Source organism: Kushneria halocnemicola (assembly GCF_965650455.1).
GTDB lineage: Bacteria > Pseudomonadota > Gammaproteobacteria > Pseudomonadales > Halomonadaceae > Kushneria.
Genome location: NZ_OZ287968.1, coordinates 2,003,728 through 2,025,200 on the forward strand (window position 1 = coordinate 2,003,728; position 21,473 = coordinate 2,025,200).

Annotated in this window: 21 protein-coding genes and 1 tRNA gene; 13 read left to right on the top strand and 9 right to left on the bottom strand. The window is 59.3% G+C overall.

Annotated features, from left to right (window positions below):
- Positions 1-18 precede the first annotated feature (18 nt).
- Both ACS92L_RS09125 and fabV read right to left on the bottom strand, forming a co-directional pair.
- A complete protein-coding gene (locus ACS92L_RS09125) occupies positions 19-693 on the bottom strand; it encodes a DUF2959 domain-containing protein (RefSeq protein WP_438764357.1) in 675 nt (224 codons plus the stop codon).
- Between the two features lie 8 nt (positions 694-701).
- Positions 702-1,901 (bottom strand): enoyl-ACP reductase FabV, encoded by a 1,200-nt coding sequence (gene fabV, locus ACS92L_RS09130; RefSeq protein ID WP_438768448.1) that lies wholly within the window; start codon positions 1,899-1,901, stop codon positions 702-704.
- Between the two features lie 242 nt (positions 1,902-2,143).
- On the opposite strand from fabV, the gene ACS92L_RS09135 reads away from it, so the two are divergent.
- Positions 2,144-2,539 (top strand): DUF7079 family protein, encoded by a 396-nt coding sequence (locus ACS92L_RS09135; RefSeq protein ID WP_438764358.1) that lies wholly within the window; start codon positions 2,144-2,146, stop codon positions 2,537-2,539.
- A gap of 64 nt (positions 2,540-2,603) precedes the next feature.
- Here the strand turns inward: ACS92L_RS09135 and ACS92L_RS09140 are convergent, their stop codons facing one another.
- Positions 2,604-5,075 carry a mechanosensitive ion channel domain-containing protein gene (locus ACS92L_RS09140; RefSeq protein WP_438764359.1) on the bottom strand — a complete coding sequence of 824 codons (2,472 nt, stop codon included), beginning with the start codon at positions 5,073-5,075 and terminating at the stop codon, positions 2,604-2,606.
- A gap of 260 nt (positions 5,076-5,335) precedes the next feature.
- Here ACS92L_RS09140 and ACS92L_RS09145 point away from each other — a divergent pair, with 260 nt between their 5' ends.
- The 3 genes from ACS92L_RS09145 to dgcA all read left to right on the top strand — a co-directional run bounded on the left by ACS92L_RS09145 (position 5,336) and on the right by dgcA (position 8,355).
- Complete coding sequence (locus ACS92L_RS09145; RefSeq protein WP_438764361.1) at positions 5,336-6,232, top strand: LysR family transcriptional regulator; 897 nt, start codon at positions 5,336-5,338, stop codon at positions 6,230-6,232.
- Positions 6,233-6,343: 111 nt separating this feature from the next.
- Entirely contained in the window at positions 6,344-7,378 is a 1,035-nt protein-coding gene (dgcN, locus tag ACS92L_RS09150) for an N-acetyltransferase DgcN (RefSeq protein ID WP_438764362.1), read from the top strand.
- Positions 7,378-8,355: an N-acetyl-D-Glu racemase DgcA gene (dgcA, locus tag ACS92L_RS09155; RefSeq protein WP_438764363.1), complete on the top strand. Its 978-nt coding sequence runs from the start codon at positions 7,378-7,380 to the stop codon at positions 8,353-8,355. Before dgcN ends, dgcA begins: the two co-directional genes overlap by 1 nt.
- Positions 8,356-8,396: 41 nt before the next feature.
- Here the strand turns inward: dgcA and ACS92L_RS09160 are convergent, their stop codons facing one another.
- The gene (locus tag ACS92L_RS09160; RefSeq protein ID WP_438764364.1) at positions 8,397-8,894 is read right to left on the bottom strand and encodes an NUDIX domain-containing protein; all 498 of its coding nucleotides are present in this window, start codon (positions 8,892-8,894) and stop codon (positions 8,397-8,399) included.
- A gap of 648 nt (positions 8,895-9,542) precedes the next feature.
- Here ACS92L_RS09160 and ACS92L_RS09165 point away from each other — a divergent pair.
- Both ACS92L_RS09165 and ACS92L_RS09170 read left to right on the top strand, forming a co-directional pair.
- Complete coding sequence (locus ACS92L_RS09165) at positions 9,543-9,887, top strand: DUF883 family protein (RefSeq protein WP_438764365.1); 345 nt, start codon at positions 9,543-9,545, stop codon at positions 9,885-9,887.
- Between the two features lie 187 nt (positions 9,888-10,074).
- Complete coding sequence (locus tag ACS92L_RS09170) at positions 10,075-10,488, top strand: universal stress protein (RefSeq protein WP_438764367.1); 414 nt, start codon at positions 10,075-10,077, stop codon at positions 10,486-10,488.
- Positions 10,489-10,551: 63 nt separating this feature from the next.
- On the opposite strand, the gene ACS92L_RS09175 is transcribed toward ACS92L_RS09170, so the two are convergent.
- The 4 genes from ACS92L_RS09175 to ACS92L_RS09190 form a co-directional block, all read right to left on the bottom strand.
- A complete protein-coding gene (locus ACS92L_RS09175; RefSeq protein ID WP_438764368.1) occupies positions 10,552-10,686 on the bottom strand; it encodes a hypothetical protein in 135 nt (44 codons plus the stop codon).
- Between the two features lie 183 nt (positions 10,687-10,869).
- Positions 10,870-11,880: an acyltransferase family protein gene (locus ACS92L_RS09180; protein WP_438764369.1), complete on the bottom strand. Its 1,011-nt coding sequence runs from the start codon at positions 11,878-11,880 to the stop codon at positions 10,870-10,872.
- 343 nt (positions 11,881-12,223) lie between these two features.
- Positions 12,224-12,955, bottom strand: coding sequence for a Crp/Fnr family transcriptional regulator (locus ACS92L_RS09185; RefSeq protein ID WP_438764371.1), 732 nt, complete (start codon positions 12,953-12,955; stop codon positions 12,224-12,226).
- 131 nt (positions 12,956-13,086) lie between these two features.
- Positions 13,087-13,174, bottom strand: a tRNA-Leu gene (locus tag ACS92L_RS09190).
- A gap of 108 nt (positions 13,175-13,282) precedes the next feature.
- On the opposite strand from ACS92L_RS09190, the gene queA reads away from it, so the two are divergent.
- From queA to secF, 5 genes are all read left to right on the top strand, one after another.
- The gene (gene queA, locus ACS92L_RS09195; RefSeq protein ID WP_438764372.1) at positions 13,283-14,323 is read left to right on the top strand and encodes a tRNA preQ1(34) S-adenosylmethionine ribosyltransferase-isomerase QueA; all 1,041 of its coding nucleotides are present in this window, start codon (positions 13,283-13,285) and stop codon (positions 14,321-14,323) included.
- Between the two features lie 74 nt (positions 14,324-14,397).
- A complete protein-coding gene (gene tgt / locus ACS92L_RS09200) occupies positions 14,398-15,516 on the top strand; it encodes a tRNA guanosine(34) transglycosylase Tgt (protein ID WP_438768450.1) in 1,119 nt (372 codons plus the stop codon).
- Positions 15,517-15,567: 51 nt separating this feature from the next.
- On the top strand, positions 15,568-15,906 hold the full coding sequence (gene yajC / locus ACS92L_RS09205) for a preprotein translocase subunit YajC (RefSeq protein WP_438764374.1): 339 nt from the start codon (positions 15,568-15,570) through the stop codon (positions 15,904-15,906).
- Between the two features lie 193 nt (positions 15,907-16,099).
- Complete coding sequence (gene secD, locus ACS92L_RS09210; protein WP_438764375.1) at positions 16,100-17,944, top strand: protein translocase subunit SecD; 1,845 nt, start codon at positions 16,100-16,102, stop codon at positions 17,942-17,944.
- A 12-nt stretch (positions 17,945-17,956) separates the two neighbouring features.
- The gene (gene secF / locus ACS92L_RS09215; protein ID WP_438764376.1) at positions 17,957-18,865 is read left to right on the top strand and encodes a protein translocase subunit SecF; all 909 of its coding nucleotides are present in this window, start codon (positions 17,957-17,959) and stop codon (positions 18,863-18,865) included.
- Positions 18,866-18,969: 104 nt separating this feature from the next.
- Here the strand turns inward: secF and ACS92L_RS09220 are convergent, their stop codons facing one another.
- Entirely contained in the window at positions 18,970-19,776 is an 807-nt protein-coding gene (locus ACS92L_RS09220) for an inositol monophosphatase family protein (protein ID WP_438764377.1), read from the bottom strand.
- A gap of 277 nt (positions 19,777-20,053) precedes the next feature.
- Here ACS92L_RS09220 and ACS92L_RS09225 point away from each other — a divergent pair, with 277 nt between their 5' ends.
- Positions 20,054-20,854: an RNA methyltransferase gene (locus tag ACS92L_RS09225; protein ID WP_438764379.1), complete on the top strand. Its 801-nt coding sequence runs from the start codon at positions 20,054-20,056 to the stop codon at positions 20,852-20,854.
- A 97-nt stretch (positions 20,855-20,951) separates the two neighbouring features.
- On the top strand, positions 20,952-21,428 hold the full coding sequence (gene iscR / locus ACS92L_RS09230) for a Fe-S cluster assembly transcriptional regulator IscR (protein WP_438764380.1): 477 nt from the start codon (positions 20,952-20,954) through the stop codon (positions 21,426-21,428).
- Positions 21,429-21,473 lie beyond the last annotated feature (45 nt).

The following is a 21,473-nucleotide window of genomic DNA, read 5'->3' on the forward strand; positions in this document are numbered from 1 at the left end:
AAGGAGACAGGCGGCAGGTCAGTTCGCTGATTCCATCCCATCAATAAAGCGGTTGGAACGTTCGATGGAGGCCTGCATCTCACGCCTGAGCGTGGCGATCTGTGTTTCAAGCTGGCTGACTTCGCCCTTGAGCGCACCGATCGCTCGCGCGTTGAGGTTATGCTTGAGAAACAATACGTTGTCATGCATGGCCGTCAGCACAGGAGGCATGGTGTCTTCGGCGCGATGCATGGCATCGAGCATGTCACTGTAGCGCTGGCGTGTCTGCTCGAGCTCACGCTCGCTCTGACGACGGTATGATTCGTTCTGATATTGATCCAGCTCGCCTTCCCACTCCCGGAAAAGCGCCTGTGCCACACTTTCAATGGCATCAATGCGCTGACTGACGCGATCGGCCGCCGCCTGACTGCGCGCGTAATCAGACTCAAGCGCCGCATGGGCCCGGGATAGTTCACTTTCGGGCACCGTCACCACGCTTTGATAGCGCTCGAGCGCCGAGGAGAACTGTTCATCGGCGTCCTGCTGTGCATCACGCGCGGCAATGACGCGGTCCGACAGGATATCGCGTTTGTGAACCCCGGCCTGCTCCATGACGTCATAGTAGGCACTCTGACAGCCGGACAGCAGCAGGGCCCCACACAAAACGGCCCCGGGTGCCCACGTCGCCCAACGGGCGTGTCGTAATCGCGCCATGATCGTCCTCAGAGCTGTACCACGTCGAAATCGACCTTCGGATTGACGTCGGCGTCATAGTCGACATCATCACGGTCAAAGCCGAACAGTTTGAGAAACTCGTGCTTGTAGCCGGCATAGTCGGTCAGCTCAAAGACGTTATCGCTGGTGACCTGCGGCCACAGCGCCTTGCATTCATCCTGAACGTCATCACGCAGTTCACGATCGTCCAGACGCATGCGACCGGCGTCATCCAGTGCCGGCGGCTGGTTGACCGTCAGATGCTCGTGGAACAGACGGTTGAGCTGATCGATCGTGCCTTCATGCAGGTTTTTTTCCTTCATGATGCGATAGGCCATCGAGATATACAGCGGCATGACCGGAATGGCAGCACTGGCCTGGGTAACCACGGACTTGAGCACGGCAACGTTGGCATGCCCACCCTTTTCGCTCAGACGTGTATCAAGCGCTTTCGCGGCGCGGTCCAGATCTTCCTTGGCCCTGCCCAGCGAGCCGTGCCAGTAGATCGGCCAGGTGATCTCGGTGCCTATATAGCTGAATGCCACCGTGCTGGCGCCTTCGGCCAGCACGCCGGCCTGATCGAGCGCATCGATCCAGAGCTCCCAGTCCTCACCGCCCATGACGCGAATGGTGTTATCGATCTCTTCCTGTGAGGCGGGTTCAACCGAGGCCTCGATAATCTGGTCCTTGTTGGTATCCAGCGCCGTGGCCCGGTAGGTTTCACCGATCGGCTTGAGGGCCGATTTAACCACTTCGCCGCTGTCGGGCAGCTTGCGTACCGGCGAGGCTAGTGAGTACACGACCAGATCGATCTGTCCGCCCATCTCGTTTTTGATCATGTCGATGGCCTGATCACGCGTTGCATGCGCGAAGGCATCCCCGTTGATCGACCGGCTGTAGAGGCCTTCAGCGCTTGCCAGCCTGTCGAAGGCAGCCGCGTTGTACCAGCCTGCCGAGCCCGGACGGGTTTCGGTGCCCGGCTTTTCATAAAACACGCCCAGCGTATCGGCGCCACATCCGAAGGCGGCGGTAATACGCGCGGACAGGCCATAGCCTGTGGAGGCCCCGATGACCAGCACCCTTTTGGGACCACCCTCGATGGCGCCACGCGAACGCGTGATCTCGATCTGCTCGCGCACATTCTGCTCGCAGCCGACCGGATGGGTTGTCGTACAGATGAAACCACGAACCTTGGGATGGATAACCACACTCACCTCTTCTTGCCGAAAATATGGACGGATGGCATTTCAGCAGATGAAATACCCTCCGAAGAATGCTGTGCCAAAGATGGCCGGGCGTCAGGACGCCAGGCGATGCTCAAAATTGAGTCATGACGGCCTGGCGCGTATTTTACCGGGTACGGACGCAGGTGTCCGCACAAGCCGGGGCCAATGTCCCTCAACCGCTTCAATATTGCAGGGTGAAAACGGTGTCATCGTCTCATGACAACATGAATGACCCCCAGCGTCTGCTCGATCATCGTCGTGACCTCTGGATGGCGCTGGCCCCGCTGTGGCTGGACCGTGAGCCGGGCGAGCGCGATTACGCGCACATGGCGGATGTCATCGAACAGTATGATTTCACAACCGGCGAGCTCGAGCGCATCTATCGTGTCGAGATGTCACCGGTACTGGCGCGCCACCAGGTCTCGCTGGCCGGCGAATGGCGAGCGTTCGATGAAGACCGACTGCTTCGTCAGCTGACCTTTCATGTCTGGAAGCTCACTCGCTGGCGCCGGGGGTTCTGGATGCTGTTCTCCGGTCTGACCACCATGATGACGCGCCACCGCTACAACATGCTCATGGATGTCGTCCTCACTCGACGCAGCGCCACACCGGATGAATAAAACGCGTGCATGAAAAAGGGGGCATCCACTGGATGCCCCCTTTTGCTGTTGCAACGAATCCGGATCAGCGATCCACGTCGTTGCCACCATCGCCTTCGTCGTTATCCTCATCAGGCAGCTTTTCGTTCTCCCGCAGGCGAGAGCGCTCTGCCTGCCCGGCAGACACGGTTTTCGCTCTGTCGCCTTTTGAAGGCGTCTGGCCCGCAGCACCAGCCTGACCTTCCTCCACCACGTACTCGTCCAGAACATGAACGTTGGCCGGCGGTGCGCCACCGTTTTTGTCCTGACCGAAGTAGAGCGTGGTATGTGGATACGGGATCTCGATACCGGCCGCATCGAAATGCTTTTTGACCAGGCGGTTGAACGCACGCCCGACGCCCCACTGCGTGCCGGGTTTGGTCTTGATCATGATGCGGATATTGACCGAGCTGTCGCCCAGCGACACTACGCCCGGCACGGCCATGTCATCGATGATGTTGACCGCCTGGTCCGGGTTATCGCGCAGTTCATCAAAGGCCTGATGGAGATGATGGATGGCATCGTCCACATTCTCGCGATAGGCAATACCGTACTCACCAACGTGGTAGGCAAAGTCACGCATGTAGTTGGAGACCGTATCCACAGAGGAGAAGGGAATCACGTGGTAGGTCCCATCCAGTGCCCGCAACCCTACCGATCGAATGGTGATCTTCTCCGCCGTACCGGTCAGACCGGCAACGCCCACGACATCGCCGGTATTCATGGCATTTTCAAGCTGAATGAACACGCCGGTAATGATGTCCTGCACCAGCTTCTGGGCACCAAAACCGATCGCCAGACCGATGACACCGGCACCAGCAATCAACGGCCCGATATTGATACCGATCTGGGACAGCACGATCAGTAGCGTCATGGTCACGATCAGGATCAGGATCGCATTGCGAAACAGCGACAGCAGCGTCTGCTCGCGGGGGCTTGGCGCGGATGCTGCACTCAGACGATGCTCGATAAAGCTGGCAACCACTGTCCAGATCAGCGTGGCGATGGACAGAATAATCGCCACATGAACGATCATGCCGATGGTTTCAGCGCCGCTTTCAGACGTCAGCCAGCCCGGCAGATCAAAGGCACGCCAGGCATCCAGCACCGTCAGCACCACAAAGATGCCCAGCAGGATGCGCAGTCCTCTGAGTGCCTTGGGCACGTAGGAATTGACGCGTGCCTCCAGCATCGGCAGGCGCTCGCGCAGATTCTCGGAAAGATGAATGCGTCGCGCCAGGGCGATCGTGAGAACCGAGGAGATCAGGATACCGATGCCGATTGCCAGCAACGTCTGCACGGTAGCATGCGCCATGAACGGCAGCGCCTGGGCCGGCTGAACCTGGCTGACCACCAGAAGCACAGTGAAGTAGGCCAGCGCGAACAGATGCCAGGTGCGTCCCAGCATACGCAGCAGCGTGCTGAAAAACGCAAAGCTGATCTCGTCTGCCCGGCCGTTGAGATTGTCACGCAGCGTGATGCGGTTTTTCAGCACGACCCGCACGGCATAGATGTACACGCCGATCATGATGATCAGGCTGATCATCTGCCCGGCGGCCGGCGACAGCATGACATTGATCATGGGCACGGCCACCATCAGACCGTAGCCGGTAATACCCACCACGCGCGCCAGCCAGCGGTTCCAGTAGGAGGCGGTTTCGCTGGACATTCTAAAAAGACGCAGCGAATCATAGCGTGTGGAAAAAACCATTCTGATCAATGCCTTGACGATCTCGACGATGACAAAGGCATTGATAAACAGCGATTCGGCGCGACCGATCTCGCCGCTCTCACCGGCAAAGAAAAGACTGACCACATAGCCCACGGCACCGGCCAGCACAATCACGATGACATCGATTAAAAGTGCGCCGACGACGGCTCCCCAGCGCCTGAGCAGGGCACCGGCGGCCTGCTTTTGCTCTCTTTCGTCGAGTGCCTGCTGTACATCCTCACCCTCACTCACCTCGATCGGTGGTGCCGAGGAAGGTGCCGGCTGTCTGGCCACCCAGGTATCGATGCGGCGGTAAACGCGTGCCACCAGCGCCCGGAAGGCATAAAAGGCAACCACCGTCGAGACCACGGCAATACCAAAGGCCAGCAGAATACTGCCCCAGAGTGACCAGGGCAGCCCGAGTCCTTCACCGTCGCCGGCACTGCGAAAGGCCGCGATGGCATCGGTCACATCCTCGGCAACGCCCTGAGCAAAATTTTGCGTCATTTCCGCGATGCGCCCGCCCAGAGACTGCTCCTGAGCCGGAACACCGGCAGAGGCTTCGCCGTTAACGGACGCTTCAGAAGGCGCTTCTCCCTGCGCAATACCGCGCAGCTGCGAGATCATTTCATTACGTGTCTGCTCATTTTCAAGCAGATCCGCCAGCGCCGCATAAGAGGGTTGCTCGGAGGCCTGCGAGGATGCCTCCGGTGTTTGGGGCTCTGCCATTGCAGCTACCGAGAAGGTGCCCAGCAAAAGCACCATCAGGGGCAGCCGAAGCCAGTAAAACAGCTTCTTTAAAGCCACATGTATTCTCCATGGTCGGATCAGGTTGATGCCATCGGGTTCGAAAACCCCTTTGCGGCGCACAAGCTTTCATAACCTGGTACAAAAGGCCAGTGCTTTCAAAACGCTGACAAGAGTCTATCGTCCTGGCATGTCTGCGACCAGCACCGCCTGGCGCTGGCCCGCCAAGCGCGCCGTGCTGATCAGGGACCGTCACCCGTGATGCATGCGCCCCCGACAGCGGGCATCATGGTCGCTCCAGTTGTTACCCTGGCTTTCCGATGAAACTGCGCCACATCGAAGTTTTCCACGCTCTGATCAGCTGCAACAGCGTTAGCGCGGCTGCCCGTCGCCTCAACGTCTCTCAGCCGAACGTGACGCGAACGCTTGCTCACGCCGAAACGACGCTGGGCGTTCGCCTGTTCGAGCGTCATCCGCGCGGACTGACGCCGACGCCGGAGGCGCTACGGCTGTGGCCGGCCATCGAGGCGGCCGTCAAACAGCTTGATGTGGTGGACCAGCTGGGCCGCCAGCTGCGTCATGGCGTCGACCAGCATCTGCGTCTGGGGGCATCCCACGCGCCCGGACATCTGGTCATGCCGGGGGCATTGATCGCCCTTCAACGAGTGCTGCCGGCGCTGGAAATCGAGCTGGTCACCTCGCACTTTTCCACTCTGTGCGAGGAGCTTTTGGCCCACCGGCTGGATATGGCGCTGGCGTTTGAGCAGCCGGCACCCGAAGGCATCGAGTGCGAGCACCTGATGCGCGCGCCCATGCAGGCACTGCTGCCGGCGCAAATGCCGGCACCCGCCTGTGTGACACTTGAGTGGCTCAATGCCCATGATTTGATCCTGATGCCGGAAGAGGACCCGCTGGGCGCCCTGCTGAATCAGGCACTCGAGGCCGAAGGGCTGATGCCAACGGCACGTTTGCGGGTCAAGACCTATAGCGTGATTGCCGAACTGGTCATCGCCGGCGGCGGAACAGGCATCGTCGACCCCTTTACCGCCGAGCGCTACCGAGACCGGCTACAGGTCCTGCCCCTTGCCCCGGCGCTTGACATGAACGTGGCGCTTTTAAAGGCGCGACACGTTCCTCAGCCCCACTGCGCGCATCAACTGCGCACCCTGCTGATCGAGCAGCTCGCCATCCATGCACGACGCTGGCAAAGTGCCTGAAAGGCTGTGGCATACGTTTTTGTTATACCGAGGCGACAAAACAGCATTCGAAGCTATGGCGTTTTTCGTCGACACTGCATGAATGCCCAAGCCATTCGTTCGGAGTTCCTGATGACGACCCAGCCTTACCGCCCTGCCGAGATCGTTTCACCCTATCTGCTGTTTCTTGGGGATATCGAAGACAGTGTCTCGGCCAAGATGGCCCGCGCCGTGGTCATCTGGCGCCCCGAGAAGGCCGTGGGTCAGCTGCGCATGACCGAGCAGACAGCAAGCGTCGGCATCGAGGACCTGAGCATTGAAGAGGCCGTGGCCCGCGGCGCGCGCACGCTGGTGATCGGCGTGGCCAACTCCGGCGGCAAGCTGCCGCCACACTGGCGCGACATTATCTGCCGGGCCATCGAACATGGCATGGATGTCGCCAGCGGCATGCATCAGCGCCTTGATGCCATCGAAGGCGTGGCCGAACTAGCGCAACAATATGGCGTGACGCTGCACGACATTCGTCACAGTCACCCGCCGCTGGAGGTGGGCACGGGCGAACCCCGCAGAGGCAAGCGCGTGTTGACCGTGGGCACCGACTGTTCGCTGGGCAAGATGTTCAGCTCGCTGGCGCTTCAGCGCGGCCTTGAAAACGCCGGTTTCAGAGCGCGCTTTCGGGCAACCGGCCAGTGCGGCGTGCTGGTTGCAGGAGAAGGTGTGGCCATCGACGCCGTCATTGCCGATTTCATCTCGGGCGCCGTGGAGTGGCTGAGTCCGGCCGGTGCAGACGATCAATGGGATATCATCGAAGGTCAGGGCTCGCTGTTTCACCCGGCCTACGCCGGTGTCAGCCTGGGCCTGTTACACGGCGCCCAGCCCGACTATATCGTCATGTGTCATGAGTTGGGGCGTGCTCATATGCGTCATCTCCCCAATCGGCCAATGCCGGAGATGGCCGCCTGCGTTGAGGCCAACCTGGCGGCCGCGCGCGTTACCAACCCGGCGGTGCAGCTTGCCGGATTTTCCGTCAATACCTCGCAGGTTGATGAAGCAACCGCCCGACGTGAGCTTGACGCTCTGAGCCAACAGTTCGGCGTCCCGGCCACCGACCCCGTTCGCTTTGGTGTCGAGCCGCTGGTGGCCGCCTTTACGACAGGAACCGCATAATGCGTACGCTCAAGCGCTATACCCAGACCTGGCAGCTGGATCGCCCGTTCGTGATCGCTCGGGGGGCCAGCACCTCGATTGAAGTTATCCGCGTTGAAATCCATCAGGATGGCTATGTTGGTACGGGCGAGAGCAAGCCGACGCCGCGCTATGGGCATAGTGCAGAGTCGGTCATGGAAGAGATCGATGAGGTATCGCTTGCCATCGAACAGGGCATCGACCGCAGGGCACTGCTTGAGCGCCTGCCGGCCGGGCCGGCGCGCAATGCGCTGGACTGCGCCCTGTGGTCACTGGAGTGTGCGATGGAAGGCACCACGCCGACAGCGCGCCTGGGCCCGCCGATCGGTCGTGAAATCGTCACGGCTCACACCATTTCCATCGCCACACCGGAAGAGATGGCCGAGGCGGCCCGTCAGGAGCTAACGCAAGGGGCCAGGCTTTTAAAGATCAAGCTCAACGATGAGCAGGTGGTCGAGCGCGTACGCGCCGTCAGGGAGGCGGCGCCTGACGTGCGCCTCATCATCGATGCCAACGAGGCGTGGTCAGCAGACAACGTGGAAAGCTACTGTCAGGCACTGGCGCGGCTTGATGTCGAGATGATCGAGCAGCCCCTGCCGGCCGGCGAGGATGCCATTCTGGCCGACTTTGCCCATCCGGTACCGCTGTGCGCCGATGAAAGCTGCCACACCCGAAAGGATGTCGCCCTGCTGAGCGACCGCTATGAGATGATCAACATCAAGCTCGACAAGAGCGGTGGCCTGACGGAGGCTCTGGCGATGGTCGATGCCGCACATGAACACGATATGGCGATCATGGTCGGCTGCATGCTGGGCACGTCCATGGCCATGCGTGCGGCGCTGCCGGTCGCTGCCCACGCTGCCATTGTCGATCTGGATGGTCCGATCTGGCTGTCCGAAGATGACAGACCGGCGCTGGACTACCGCAACGGCTGGGTAAGGGAAACGCGCGACACCTGAGCCACGAAAACACCTTGAAAGGCCTGCCGGCAGGCCTTTTTTTATCGAACCACCCCCTTGCTTGCAAGCGACCTGAGCACCTGGTGTGAGTCGGGCGTGGCATCGTCGAGCGCCAGCGCCTCCTCCAGCGTCAGCCATTCGATGCCCGCAACCTCACTTGCCTGAAGCCTGATGGGCTCGTTGCGATAGCGCGCCAGAAACACGCTGCCGAAGGCATTCATGCCCTCTTCAAAATGGAGCGTCAGACAAGGGGTCAGCGTCAGCGTCAGCCCAAGCTCTTCTTGAAGTTCCCGTCGTGCTGCGCATGCCATGGACTCGCCGGCATCGACCACCCCGCCGGCGCAGAGATCATGATAGCCCGGAAAAATATCCTTCCATGGGGTACGACGCTGCACGCACACTCTGTCATGACAGTCGAGCACCAGAATGTAGACAGCACGATGCCACATCCGCAGACGGCGCATATCACATCGGCGAGCGCTTCCCACGGGTCGATTAAAGGCATTCACGATCTGAACACGTACGCGTGAGGATCCCATGACAGCGCTCTCCGACGATAAAGCGGACAATCCTACGCCTGCCCGTTCCATATTCGAAGTCCGTCATATCCCTGAAACGCAGAAGCCACGCATAAAAAAGGCTTCGATCAACGAAGCCAGCCAGAAGCCATCAATGGGGGTCTATCACGATAGAAAAAGTGAGGGGTACCGGGACGCACGTCATTTGGCAGATGTTCATCAAGATGGTATCAGGCGCCTTCCTTGGCACTGGAACCACTTTCCTTCCTGGAAAATCCTGCGACCTGACTGGACGAAAGCTTCCATGCTCTCTGTCTGCGTCCCTGCAGTACAACGATGGTAACATCGGTAAAACTGTTGTCCATATTATTTGGCCTTAAATGCTTTTTTTATTTTTAAAACTCGAAAAAACCGGCTAAAACCTTCATTCCTTTGCAGTAGTTGTACAATCCATGACGGCAATGTTTCGCTAACATGAAGGCCAGGTTAAGTGTTTTGATCTGAACTACGCTTGGATACAGTGTCCAATCACGCAGCGCAGACCGTGGAAATCACCGGCAGGCGCTGCATGAACCGGACAGAGACCACCGCTTTCAGCCACACATGCTGACCAGACCCGGCTCAGTATTGACCTGAAGCAAGCCTGACCACGTCAACGGAGGACACAAGATGGGCATTTTTTCATCCAGCGATAGCCGAGCCACTCGTCGACTCAAGGATTATGAAAAGGAGCTGAACAAGCGAGGCGCACGTGCTCTGGCACGTTATGAAGACGAGCTTGATTCAGCGGGTGACAAGGTACGCAATCGCCTCAAGGGCGCCGGCGATCAGATCGGCCATCGCTGGCATCAGGCGCGTGATCGGGTAGAAGATGAGGGGCAGCGCGCCTGGGAGCTGACCGAAGAAGGGGCACGTGATCTTGACCGTCACGTCCATGAAAATGCCTGGAGCTACATTGGTGCAGGCGCCGCCATTGGACTGGTCGCCGGTCTTTTGCTGGGTCGTCGCTTCTGAATCGTTGCGCTGTTCATACGCCCGTACCCTTTGGTGCGGGCGTTTTAGTATCTGCCCTTTCCATACGGGGCGCCCTTTTAACCCGGAAGAGCGCATAAGGGCAGTTCGCCGCTGACACGCCGCGTCAGTCTTGTACTTTCATGTCACCTGATGACAGTGACATGACACGGATAAAAGGAGGCCACCAATGTATCACACGATTCTCGTTGCGCTGGATGGATCCGGAAATGCCACCAAGGCACTTGATATTGCTGCCCATCTGGCGCGTGCCAACGCCGCCCGACTCTATCTTTTGCACGTTCCCGTCATCGTTGAAGAAAGCGACAACGCCCTTCAGATCTCGCAGTCCTCGCGCGACGATGCGGCCATGCAGCTGATTCAGACCGCGCTTGAGGCCATCGACACATCGGACCTTGAAACCAGCATTCTTGTTCGTCAGGGCCAGCCCGCTGAAGTGATCGAGCGTGAAGCGCACCGGCTGGACGCCGATGCGATCGTCATGGGCTACAAGGGGCTTGACAGAACATCGGACGTGGCAGGCGGCAGCGTTTCTCGCGCCGTCAACCATCGCGCTGCCTGTCGCGTCATCACGGTCAGATAGTGACGCGCTACCTGCAGGCCCCCGAGTGTAATGCCTGACAGCGCGAATACTGCGGCGCCCTGATCAGTGCCGAGTGCGCTTTTCCTCGCGCCAGCGCCGCAGTATTTTCCAGAGCACCATGGCCAGCAGCGGGAAAAAGACAAGCGTCAGAATCGCGCCTGACGTAATAAAGAAAAAGTGCAGTACGCCCTCGCTCATGGGTGCTCCCGTTCAGGCCTGACAAGACATGACCTGGATCCCCGTCCGGCCACATGAATGCCGACATTCTAGGGGCTTTCAGGGCCCGTTGCACTTGCCTGCGAAGAGTGGTCTTTCATTTCAAAAAACACATGACCGACTCGAAAGCCGGCCATGTCGATTGGCAGGACACCCTACGACTGACTAATCACGGGCAACACTGACATTACCGATTCGTTCCTCTGATCGGGCAGGCGCTTTGCGAGCGAGCAGAGCATTGGCGGTAAACAGCATTGAGAACAGCGAGCTGCGATTGTTCATGACCGCTGCCAACGAACTGATGGCCAGCACCGCCAGAAAATAAACCGGAAAGACCATGTCCGGGTCACCGTGTACAACCCGGGTGAGGAGGACAGGCGCCACCCAGGTGACCGGAAAGTGCACAAGAAACAGCACCAGCGAGTTGCGGCCAAACCACTCAAACGGACGCATTACCGGTGCGGCCCACTTGAAGGTGACCACTCGCAGCAGCACCAGCGTCATGGCCAGTGCCAGCACCATGGAAATGGGCTGATAGGCACCGCCGGTGGCGACCGTGCCGTGATAGGCCATGACATACCAGCTCACAAGCCCGGCCAGTGCCAGCCCGGCCAGCCAGCTGGTGCGCTCGATGAAGTGCTTGAACGCTTCGAGATGATAGCCCAGCACACCGCCCAGGATAAAAAACGGCAGGTGGAACATGAAGCGGTCAAACTCGGTATCCTTCAAAACCAGATAAAGCGCCAGCGACCCCAGAATGGAGACGCTCCAGTGCAATCTGAGCACGAAAAAGGAAATAACGTAATAAAAGAAGATGTAATAGATAAACCATAAATAGGTCATCGGCTCGAAAAACAGCGAGTGCCAGAATTCAACCACTGGCTTGCCATTGAAATGGGCCCTGTAGATAAAAAGGCCATAGCAGATGATTGACCAGATAACGTAGGGATAAAGAATACCCGACAGCTTGCCCTTGAAGTAGCGGCCTGCCCCCTTGCGCATCGACCCCGCCACCAGAAGCCCTGAAAGCAGCATCAGCGCCGGCATTCTAAAGGGTGAAAAATAGCCGTTGATCTGAGTAAAGATGGGATCGAGGTCCTCGAACTTGAGCGACATCGAATCGGCACTGTGAAGATAAACCACCATGGTAATGGCAAGCCCCCTGAGGGCATCCATCCACCTTATACGACCCCTCGCTGGAGCCTTGGAAACATTTGCGCTGGCCATTACCGGACCCTCTGACAGATGACACTGGCAGAGGAATCTAATGTAATAAAAGAAAGTAAATTATGCCGATTTGCCAGTTTCGGGCCGTGTTAACGTCTGTGTACTAAAAATAAAACATTAGTGACAGCCGACCCTACATTTAAGTACTGAAAGTTCTTGTTTTCGGCAATTTAAAACATGGAAAAGCCAGGCCTTGATACGCGATATAGTATTAGCTTTTTAATACGCCAGGGATTCATCAAGCCCGCTGCCGCGCTCCGGATTTCTGCCCGACGCCTCCTGACGCGACAACTCAGACATCAAAGGCTTTCGGCCGCATCCGAAGATAGCCTTCTCTGAAATCGGCAAACTCTTCCAGTCGACCGATATCCGGAATGCTGATCCGGTGACGGTCGCGATAGACCAGCGACTGCTCGCGCAGGATAGAAAACACCCGGCTGACGTGAACCGGCGTCAATCCCATCAGATCCGCCAGCATCTGCTGAGACAGCGGCAGCCTGAACTCATTGAGACCGCCTTCATTGGTTCGGGAAAGGCGACTGCGCGTTTCACACAGAAAATGAGCCAGCTTGCTCTGCGCATTCCGGCGCCCCAGGTTGACCATGCGCTCGACCAGCATGGATTGCTGAATGCCCGAGATGGAAAAAAAGGTGCTGGTCAACCGGCCGGATTTTTCGAAAACGTTGTCCAGATGGCAGTGTGGAAAGCGGCAAAACGTGCAGTCGGTAATGGCCTCGATGGTCGATTGATGGACATCGATGGCATATTCGCGAAGACCGATGACATCGCCGGGCATGAAGATATCCAGAATCATCCTGCTGCCATCTTCCAGCAGATAGCTGCTATAGGCCCAGCCCTGGCTCAGCACGGCCAGTTCTTCGGCGGGCTCGCCTTCACGCCACAGGAAATCACCGTTTTTGAGCTGTTCGGGAGATCTTTCAAGCGTACTCAAAAGTTCGACTTCCGACTCGGAGAGATCGGTAAAATGCTGAAAATGCCGAACCATACAGCTTTGTTGGGACACCCGGGCTCCCTCCATGTCGTGAGCGATTGAAACAGATACAATCGACTAGAATACACGCCCTGCGGGGAGAGGTGGCAAGCAAAGAAACGAAAAGCGGGGAATGCGACAGAAGCAACAACAAAAGGAGGGAGTGGTACCGGTGGTCGGACTCGAACCGACACGGAGGATTAGTCCGGCGGATTTTGAATCCGCTGCGTCTACCAATTTCGCCACACCGGCAGTGTTGCGCGAGGCGTATTATACGAGTCGTGGCCAACACGTCAATGACGCCGACCGCTACCATCCGCTATCATGCCACCCCTTTTACAAAACCGACCCTGATAACCGATGCAGCGCGCCGACTTTCATTTTGACCTGCCCGATGAGCTGATTGCCCGTTACCCCAGCGACCAGCGCAGCGACTGTCGTTTGCTGTGCGTCGATGGCAATAGCGGCGATCTTGAACACACCCGCTTTCCGGCACTTCTTGAGCATCTGGCGCCGGGCGATCTGGTGGTGTTCAACGACACTCGCGTCATTCCCGCGCGCCTTTTCGGCCACAAGGAAAGTGGCGGACGCGTGGAGATGCTGCTGGAACGCCCGCTGGATGCCCATCGCGGCCTGGCCCACCTGCGCGCCAGCAAGGCCCCCAGAATCGGCACCCGCATTGTCTTCGAAGGCGATATCCACGCTGTGGTGGAAGGCCGACGCGACGCCCTGTTCGAGCTGCGCTTTGAGGGCGACACGCCGCTGGTCGCGCTTCTTGAAGCGCACGGCCACATGCCGCTGCCGCCCTATATCGAGCGCGAAGACGAGCACACCGATCGCGAGCGCTACCAGACCGTTTATGCGCGCCACGATGGCGCGGTTGCCGCCCCTACCGCCGGCCTCCACTTCGATGAAGCACTGCTTGAGGCGATGGAAAGCCGGGGCATCGAGAAGGCGTTTGTCACGCTGCACGTGGGCGCCGGCACCTTTCAGCCCGTCCGGGTCGACAATATCCTCGAGCATCACATGCACAGTGAATGGATCGAGGTCAGTGAGGCGACGGCAGCACAGGTACGCGCCGCTCAAAACCGAGGCAATCGAGTGATTGCCGTGGGCACGACCAGCGTGCGCTGTCTGGAAAGCGCCTGTCGACACAGCACCAGCGAGACAATCGAGGCCTTCAGCGGCGACACCGATATTTTTATCTATCCCGGCTATCAATGGCAGTGCGTGGACGCGCTGGTCACCAACTTCCATCTGCCGGAATCCACGCTTTTGATGCTGGTGGCTTCTTTTGCAGGCCATGACCACATCATGCGGGCCTACCAGGCCGCGGTTGATGAACGCTACGCCTTTTTTAGCTACGGCGACGCCATGTATCTCACCCGGCAGCGCGGCTGATTGCACGTCATGACGCCCCTTGTATTGATGATTTTCAGGTACCGACAGGATCTTTCATGAGACAGGACTGCTTCATGCGCTTTGAGCGCATGGCAACCGATGGTCGCGCCCGCCGTGGGCGTTTGACCTTCCCACGCGGCAGCGTTGAAACCCCCGCCTTCATGCCGGTAGGCACCTATGGCACCGTCAAGGGCATGACACCAAAGGATGTTGAGGCCACCGGTGCCGACATCATTCTGGGCAACACCTTTCACCTCTGGCTGCGACCGGGCACCGAGGTGATCGAGGCCCACGGCGATCTTCACGATTTTGCGCAGTGGCACAAGCCGATCCTGACCGATTCAGGCGGTTTTCAGGTCTTTTCGCTGGGCGACATGCGCAAGATCACCGAGGCCGGCGTTCACTTTCGCTCACCGGTCGACGGCGCCAAAATCTTCATGGGCCCGGAAGAGTCGATGGCAGTGCAACGTTCGCTGGGCTCCGACGTCGTCATGATCTTTGACGAGTGCACCCCCTATCCGGCCACGTTCGAGGAAGCCCGGACCTCGATGGAGCTGTCGCTTCGTTGGGCGCAGCGCTCACTGGACGCCCATGGCGACTCCCCTGCTGCGCTGTTTGGCATCATCCAGGGCGGCATGCATCGGGAACTGCGCGAACGCTCGCTGGAAGGGCTGGAACGGATCGGCTTTGACGGTCTGGCCATCGGTGGGCTGTCGGTCGGCGAGCCCAAGGAAGAGATGATCAAGGTGCTTGATTATCTGCCGGGGCTGATGCCGGACGACAAGCCGCGCTATCTGATGGGCGTGGGCAAGCCCGAAGACCTGGTCGAAGGCGTGCGTCGCGGCGTCGACATGTTCGACTGCGTCATGCCGACCCGCAACGCCCGCAACGGCCATCTGTTTACCTTTGACGGCGTCATTCGCATTCGCAACGCCACCCACCGCCACGACACCCGTCCGCTGGAGGAAGGCTGCGACTGCTACACCTGTCAGAACTTTTCACGCAGCTATCTGCACCACCTGGACCGCTGCGGTGAAATGCTGGGTGCACAGCTCAATACCATCCATAATCTGCGACATTATCAGCAGCTGATGAGCGGTTTGCGCGGGGCTATCGAAGCGGGTACATTGGCGGACTTCGTGGCAGCGTTCTATGCGCGCCGGGGCCAGTCGGTCCCGCCACTTGAGGCGTAAACGGCTTATAACAGAGCACCACTGAACAAGATCATTCCTAGAGGAAACCTCATGCTCGAGTACCTGATTCCGGCAGCCATGGCAGAAGGAGGCGCCGGCAGTGCCGGTGGCGCAGGTGCCATCGGTCAGATCGTCATGCTGGTCGGCTTTGTACTGATTTTCTACTTCCTGCTCTGGCGTCCGCAGTCCAAGCGTGCCAAGGCACACAAGAAGCTGATGTCCGAGCTTTCCAGAGGCGATGAAGTCGCCATTAGCGGTGGCCTGATGGGGCGTCTGACCAAGGTCGGTGACGAATTCATCTCCCTGGAAATCGCCGAAGGTACTGAAGTCAACGTTCAGAAAAGCTCGGTTATCAGCGTACTGCCCAAGGGCACACTGAAATCGATCTGAACCCAGTAACGGCAGGCGAGCGTCGCTTTCGTATCGGCGGGGCCATTACCTGCTCGCGACGTGTTGGACACAACATGTCGTCTTTTACCCGGGGCTCGTTCAGTGGTGATTGAACCATTGGCCGGGCCCTGTGGTCATTGATACGACCCCAAAAGCGCTCTTTGAGCCACCAGCCAATCAGGACAGGGCCACGATGCTCAATCGTTATCCCCTCTGGAAGTATCTGCTGATACTCCTCGTGTTTATTGTGGGCGTTCTTTATGCACTGCCCAATCTGTACCCCAAGGACCCGGCCATCCAGATCAGCGCGGCCAACAGCAGTACAAGCGTCGGCAACGGCGAGATGGATCGTGTCGATCAGATACTCCAGCAGGCAGGCATCGCCATCAAGTCACGAGAGCTTGACGACGGTACCGCCTTGATACGACTGGAGAACAGCTCGCAGCAGTCCGCCGCTCGCGATGTGGTCAGCCAGTCGCTGGGACAGGGCTACACCGTCGCGCTCAACCTGGCCGACTCGACGCCGCAGTGGCTGCAGAGCATCGGCGCCAAACCCATGAATCTGGGGCTTGATCTGCGCGGCGGCGTGCACTTTTTGCTGGAAGTGGACATGGATGCAGCCATCGATCAGCGTCTGGATGTCAACGCCAGCGCCATGCGCGAGGCACTGCGCAGCGAAGGCATTCGCTATCGCAACAATACCACCGGCGATAACGAAATCCGCTTCACCTTTGCCAACGCAGAAGATCGCAGCCAGGCGCGAGCCCTGCTCAGCCGGCAGTACAACGAGTTCACCCTGGCCAACAATGACGACGCAGGCCCGGTGCTCGAGATGACGCTGACCGACCAGGCCATCAGCGACATTCAGGACTACGCCGTTAATCAGAACCTCACAACGCTGCGCAACCGCGTCAACGAGCTGGGCGTGTCCGAGCCGCTGGTGCAGCGTCAGGGCCCCAACCGTATCGTGGTGGAGCTGCCGGGCGTGCAGGATACCGCCGAGGCCAAGCGCATCGTGGGGGCAACGGCCAACCTCGAGTTCCGCCTGGAAGCCAGCGACAGCACCAGCGCCGATCAGCAGCAGGCGTTTGATTTCCGTAACGACAGCGGTCGTCGAGCCGCGCTCGAGCGTGATGTCATTATCACCGGTGATCGCGTCTCCAGCGCCAGCACCTCCTTTGATGACAGCGGTCGCCCCCAGGTCAACATCAATCTTGATGGCCCGGGCGGCAGCCACATGAACCGCGCCACGCGCGCCAATATCGGGCGCAACATGGCCGTGCTTTTCATCGAACACAAGACCCGTACGCGCACCGTCACGCGCGATGGTGAACAAATCGAGGAGCGCGTGCCCTACACCGAGCGCGGCATCATCAGTCTGGCCACCATCCAGAGCGCGCTGGGCAATCAGTTCCGCATCACCGGTCTGGATTCACCAACCGAGGCACGCGAACTGTCGCTGCTGTTGCGTTCGGGCTCGCTGGCCGCACCCATTTACTTCGCGCAGGAGCGCACGATCGGGCCAAGCCTGGGTCAGCAGAACATTGATCGCGGCGTCATGTCGGTCATCGTGGGCCTGATTCTGGTGCTGGCGTTCATGATCGTGCGCTACAAGGGCTTTGGTCTGATCGCCAATCTGGCCCTGACGGTCAACCTGACGCTTCTGATCGCGGCCATGTCGGTACTGGGCGCCACCCTGACCCTGCCGGGCATTGCCGGTATCGTTTTGACACTTGGCATGGCGGTAGACGCCAACGTGCTGGTGTTTGAGCGCATACGCGAGGAGATGCGGGGTCGCTCCATACAGCAGGCCATTCATACCGGCTATGAGCGCGCCTTTACCGCCATTCTGGATGCCAACATCACCACCCTGCTGGTGGCGGTCATCCTGTTCTCGATCGGTACCGGTCCCGTGAAGGGCTTTGCGGTCACGCTGTCGCTGGGCATTCTGACCTCGGTATTTACCGCTGTCATGGTGAGCCGTGCCCTTACCAACCTTGTCGTAGGCGGCAAGTCGCTCAAGAAGCTGTGGATCTGAGGAGGCCGGCAAATGACGCAAATTGATTTCATGGGCAAGCGCAAGGCTGCCTACATCATCTCCATCCTGTTAACGGTCATCGCCCTCGGGGCGCTGGCCGTCAAGGGCCTGAGTTTGGGTCTTGATTTCACCGGCGGCACCCAGGTCGAGGTGAGCTACGCGCAGGCCCCCTCTCTGGACGAGGTTCGTGACGAACTCGGCGAGGCAGGCTTTGGCAATTACTCGGTGCAGACCTTTGGCGCCGATACCGACGTACTGGTGCGTCTGCAGCAGACCTTCGATGAAGGCATCGGCCAGCAGGTTCTCGGTGCCCTGCGCGCCCAGGGCGAGCAGGTCGATCTGGTTCGTGCCGAATATGTCGGCGCCCAGGTCGGCGACCAGCTTCGCGACCAGAGCGGGCTGGGCATGCTGATCGCCCTTGGCGTGGTGGCGCTCTATGTGGCCTTTCGCTTTCAGTACAAGTTTGCCCTTGGTGCCCTGATCTCGCTGGGTCATGACGTGGTGATCCTGCTGGGCTTTTTTGCCCTGCTCGGTCTCGACTTCGATCTGACGGTGCTGGCCGCGGTACTGGCAGTCATCGGTTACTCGCTCAACGACACCATCATCGTTTATGACCGCATCCGCGAGAATATTCGACGCTCCCAGTCCAACGATCTGGTCAGGATCTTCAACGACGCCATCAACCAGACCCTGTCGCGAACGCTGTCGACCTCGGGCACGACCCTGCTGGTGCTGCTGGCGCTGTTTTTCCTGGGCGGCGACATGATCCATAACTTCGCGCTGGCCCTGATTGTGGGCGTGGTGCTGGGGACGTTCTCCTCCATCTACGTGGCGGCGGCCATGCTGCTGCTGGTCAGGCTGGAGCGAGAGGATCTGATCCCGGCCAAACGCGAAAATGCCGCCGATGATGAAACCCCGTAACGCTGCTTTCGCGTTCTCAAGCTGAAACGCACGATAAAAAAGGGCCCGCCTCATGGAGGCGGGCCCTTTTTGGTATCAACCACAGGCGTTTTTGCTGACAGACGTTACAGGTTCGCCAGACCGGCGCTGCCCATGGTCTGTACCAGCTGCTTGAAAAGGCGTGGCGAGGCGGCCATGAGCGCCCCTTCCACCTTGATCTGCGGCGTCCCCTGCGGCGTACCGGACAGTGCACCACACTCCTTGAGCACCAGGCTGACGATGTGCATGTCCTGCTCATCGAGTCCCAAAATAAAGGCGGCATCAACATGGCCGGCACACAGCGACAGCATATCCAGCAGCGGGCAACCCGATGCGCGCAGCATATCGACACGTGCGCCCAGCTGAGTGGTCAGAATCTGCCAGGTCGAGAAGTAGCGCTCGCGCATAAAGCTTTCGGGCAGGCCCAGTGCGATACGGCTGCCTTCAATGCTGGTGCGCGTGGGCACGCGCATGCGGCGACCGTTGTAGTGGGCACCGCGACCGCGGCTGACCAGATATTCTTCATCGGTAAAGGGAGAGATGATGACGGCATGTTCGGGACGGCCCTTGTAGAGGCAGACCATCGACAGCGCACAGCCCGAGGTGCCGGACGCCAGGTTGGCGTAGCCGTGGAAGATTTCGATCTTCCAGTGGTAATCACGTCCTTCGCCACGGCCGTCGTTCCAGCCGATGTAGCGCCCTGACATGCCGTGTTCCGGGTAGCCCTTGCCAAACTGGGCGGCAATCAGGGTTTCAGCGCGCTGGGCCGTTTCGCTGAGCAGCGTATCAAGCGTGTTGTCTTCACGGGCAATATCAAGTCGGTCGCGAACGCGAACGAACTGTTCCTGGGCGCCACGCAGCGCGCGCAGGGCAAACTGGACCATTGGATGCATGATCAATCCTCGAACCGAGTGCTGTTAAAGAGCGAAGGCGGGTCAGTAGCTGACAGAGTCAAACGCCGCCGGTGCGACATGGCCTCGGGCCATCACACCGGCGACGCGATAAATGAGTGATCTGAAAAAGCGGACTGTCCGGAAAAGTGGCCGACGATGCTAGCAGAGACGCCACAAACGCGCCAGCGCTCAATCAGGGCAGGCGGGGGGCGCACCGTGATAGAATCATGCCCTCTACTGCCCAACGGCCCACGTTTTCTGTATCACGGCGATTTTCATGCTAGAGCGCATTCGTATTGTTCTGATCGGCACCAGTCATCCCGGTAATATCGGCGCCGCCGCGCGCGCCATGAAAACCATGGGGCTTGAGCAGCTCTCGCTGGTCGCACCGCGCTGCGACGGCATCACGCCCGAGGCCATTGCCAGAGCCTCGGGCGCCGATGACATCCTTGAGCGGGCCACGCTGCACGACACGCTGGAACCGGCGCTCACCGACTGCCGGTGGGTGGTCGGCGCCAGCGCGCGCTCGCGCCATCTGCCCTGGCCGCTGTGCTCACCGCGGGAATTCTCCGCCCGCCTGCCCGGCGAGATGCAGGACAACAAAAGCACGGTGGCCCTGGTCTTTGGCCGAGAGGACAAGGGACTGACCAACGATGAGCTTCAGCGCTGCCATACCCATGTTCACATTCCGACATCGAGCGATTACAGCTCGCTCAATCTGGCCGCAGCCGTCCAGGTGCTGGCCTATGAATGTCGCCAGGCCTTCCTTGCCACACAGACAGGCCCGTCAGACGCCCTGCCCGGCTCGGCCTATCCCTTTGGCGTGGAGTGGGACAATCCGCTGGCCAACCACGCCGACACCGAGCGCTTTTTTGAACACCTTGAGCGCACCCTGATCGATATCGGCTTTCACGACCCCGGCAACCCGCGCCAGCTGATGGCGCGCCTGCGCCGTCTTTACATGAGAAGCCGGATGGATGTGATGGAACTCAACATGCTGCGCGGCATTCTGACGCGGGTGGATCGTCTGCAAAACAGTGCTACCAGGCCGACGGATCAGGATGAGGGCTCACACTGAGTCGTCCGACCCGCTGCGGCTGCCCTCTGCAATTGTTGACCGGATCGCTCGGGATTATCATAATCAACGATTACTGTCATGCTGCGGAATCTGGATCATGCGTCTGACGACCAAAGGCCGCTACGCCGTTACAGCCATTCTTGATCTGGCCCTGCACGGCGATGGCTCGCCCATCAGCCTGGCCGATATCTCGACACGTCAGGACATTTCGCTGTCCTATCTCGAGCAGCTTTTTGCCAGGCTGCGTCGTCAGGGGCTTGTCACCAGCGTTCGCGGCCCGGGCGGCGGCTATCTTCTGGCCAGAGCGCCCAGGGATATTTCCGTGGCCAGCGTTATCGATGCGGTCAACGAGTCCATTGATGCCACCCGCTGTCAGGGTACGGGCGACTGCCAACAGGGTACGACCTGTCTGACGCACCATCTCTGGAGCGATCTGTCCGATGCCATACATGATTTTCTCGAGCGTATTACGCTCGAGGAACTGATCCATCGTCACGATGTTCAGCGCATCGCCTGCCGACAGCAGGACAGCGCCAATCAGATTGCCGTGCTGCCGGTGGCTTATACGTCATAACGTTATTGTGCGTCGTGTTGATGGTCATGACGCTGAATAAAGGAA

What these genes read in the sequence shown, in the direction of transcription:
- ACS92L_RS09220 (WP_438764377.1), bottom strand. Translation starts at nt 19,776, where the DNA reads ATGCATCCAATGGTCCAGTTTGCCCTGCGCGCGCTGCGTGGCGCCCAG.
- yajC (WP_438764374.1), top strand. Translation starts at nt 15,568, where the DNA reads ATGCTCGAGTACCTGATTCCGGCAGCCATGGCAGAAGGAGGCGCCGGC.
- ACS92L_RS09125 (WP_438764357.1), bottom strand. Translation starts at nt 693, where the DNA reads ATGGCGCGATTACGACACGCCCGTTGGGCGACGTGGGCACCCGGGGCC.
- dgcN (WP_438764362.1), top strand. Translation starts at nt 6,344, where the DNA reads ATGACGACCCAGCCTTACCGCCCTGCCGAGATCGTTTCACCCTATCTG.
- ACS92L_RS09180 (WP_438764369.1), bottom strand. Translation starts at nt 11,880, where the DNA reads ATGGATGCCCTCAGGGGGCTTGCCATTACCATGGTGGTTTATCTTCAC.
- secF (WP_438764376.1), top strand. Translation starts at nt 17,957, where the DNA reads ATGACGCAAATTGATTTCATGGGCAAGCGCAAGGCTGCCTACATCATC.
- ACS92L_RS09225 (WP_438764379.1), top strand. Translation starts at nt 20,054, where the DNA reads ATGCTAGAGCGCATTCGTATTGTTCTGATCGGCACCAGTCATCCCGGT.
- iscR (WP_438764380.1), top strand. Translation starts at nt 20,952, where the DNA reads ATGCGTCTGACGACCAAAGGCCGCTACGCCGTTACAGCCATTCTTGAT.
- ACS92L_RS09175 (WP_438764368.1), bottom strand. Translation starts at nt 10,686, where the DNA reads ATGAGCGAGGGCGTACTGCACTTTTTCTTTATTACGTCAGGCGCGATT.
- ACS92L_RS09135 (WP_438764358.1), top strand. Translation starts at nt 2,144, where the DNA reads ATGAATGACCCCCAGCGTCTGCTCGATCATCGTCGTGACCTCTGGATG.
- ACS92L_RS09145 (WP_438764361.1), top strand. Translation starts at nt 5,336, where the DNA reads ATGAAACTGCGCCACATCGAAGTTTTCCACGCTCTGATCAGCTGCAAC.
- secD (WP_438764375.1), top strand. Translation starts at nt 16,100, where the DNA reads ATGCTCAATCGTTATCCCCTCTGGAAGTATCTGCTGATACTCCTCGTG.
- dgcA (WP_438764363.1), top strand. Translation starts at nt 7,378, where the DNA reads ATGCGTACGCTCAAGCGCTATACCCAGACCTGGCAGCTGGATCGCCCG.
- ACS92L_RS09165 (WP_438764365.1), top strand. Translation starts at nt 9,543, where the DNA reads ATGGGCATTTTTTCATCCAGCGATAGCCGAGCCACTCGTCGACTCAAG.
- ACS92L_RS09170 (WP_438764367.1), top strand. Translation starts at nt 10,075, where the DNA reads ATGTATCACACGATTCTCGTTGCGCTGGATGGATCCGGAAATGCCACC.
- ACS92L_RS09160 (WP_438764364.1), bottom strand. Translation starts at nt 8,894, where the DNA reads ATGGGATCCTCACGCGTACGTGTTCAGATCGTGAATGCCTTTAATCGA.
- queA (WP_438764372.1), top strand. Translation starts at nt 13,283, where the DNA reads ATGCAGCGCGCCGACTTTCATTTTGACCTGCCCGATGAGCTGATTGCC.
- tgt (WP_438768450.1), top strand. Translation starts at nt 14,398, where the DNA reads ATGCGCTTTGAGCGCATGGCAACCGATGGTCGCGCCCGCCGTGGGCGT.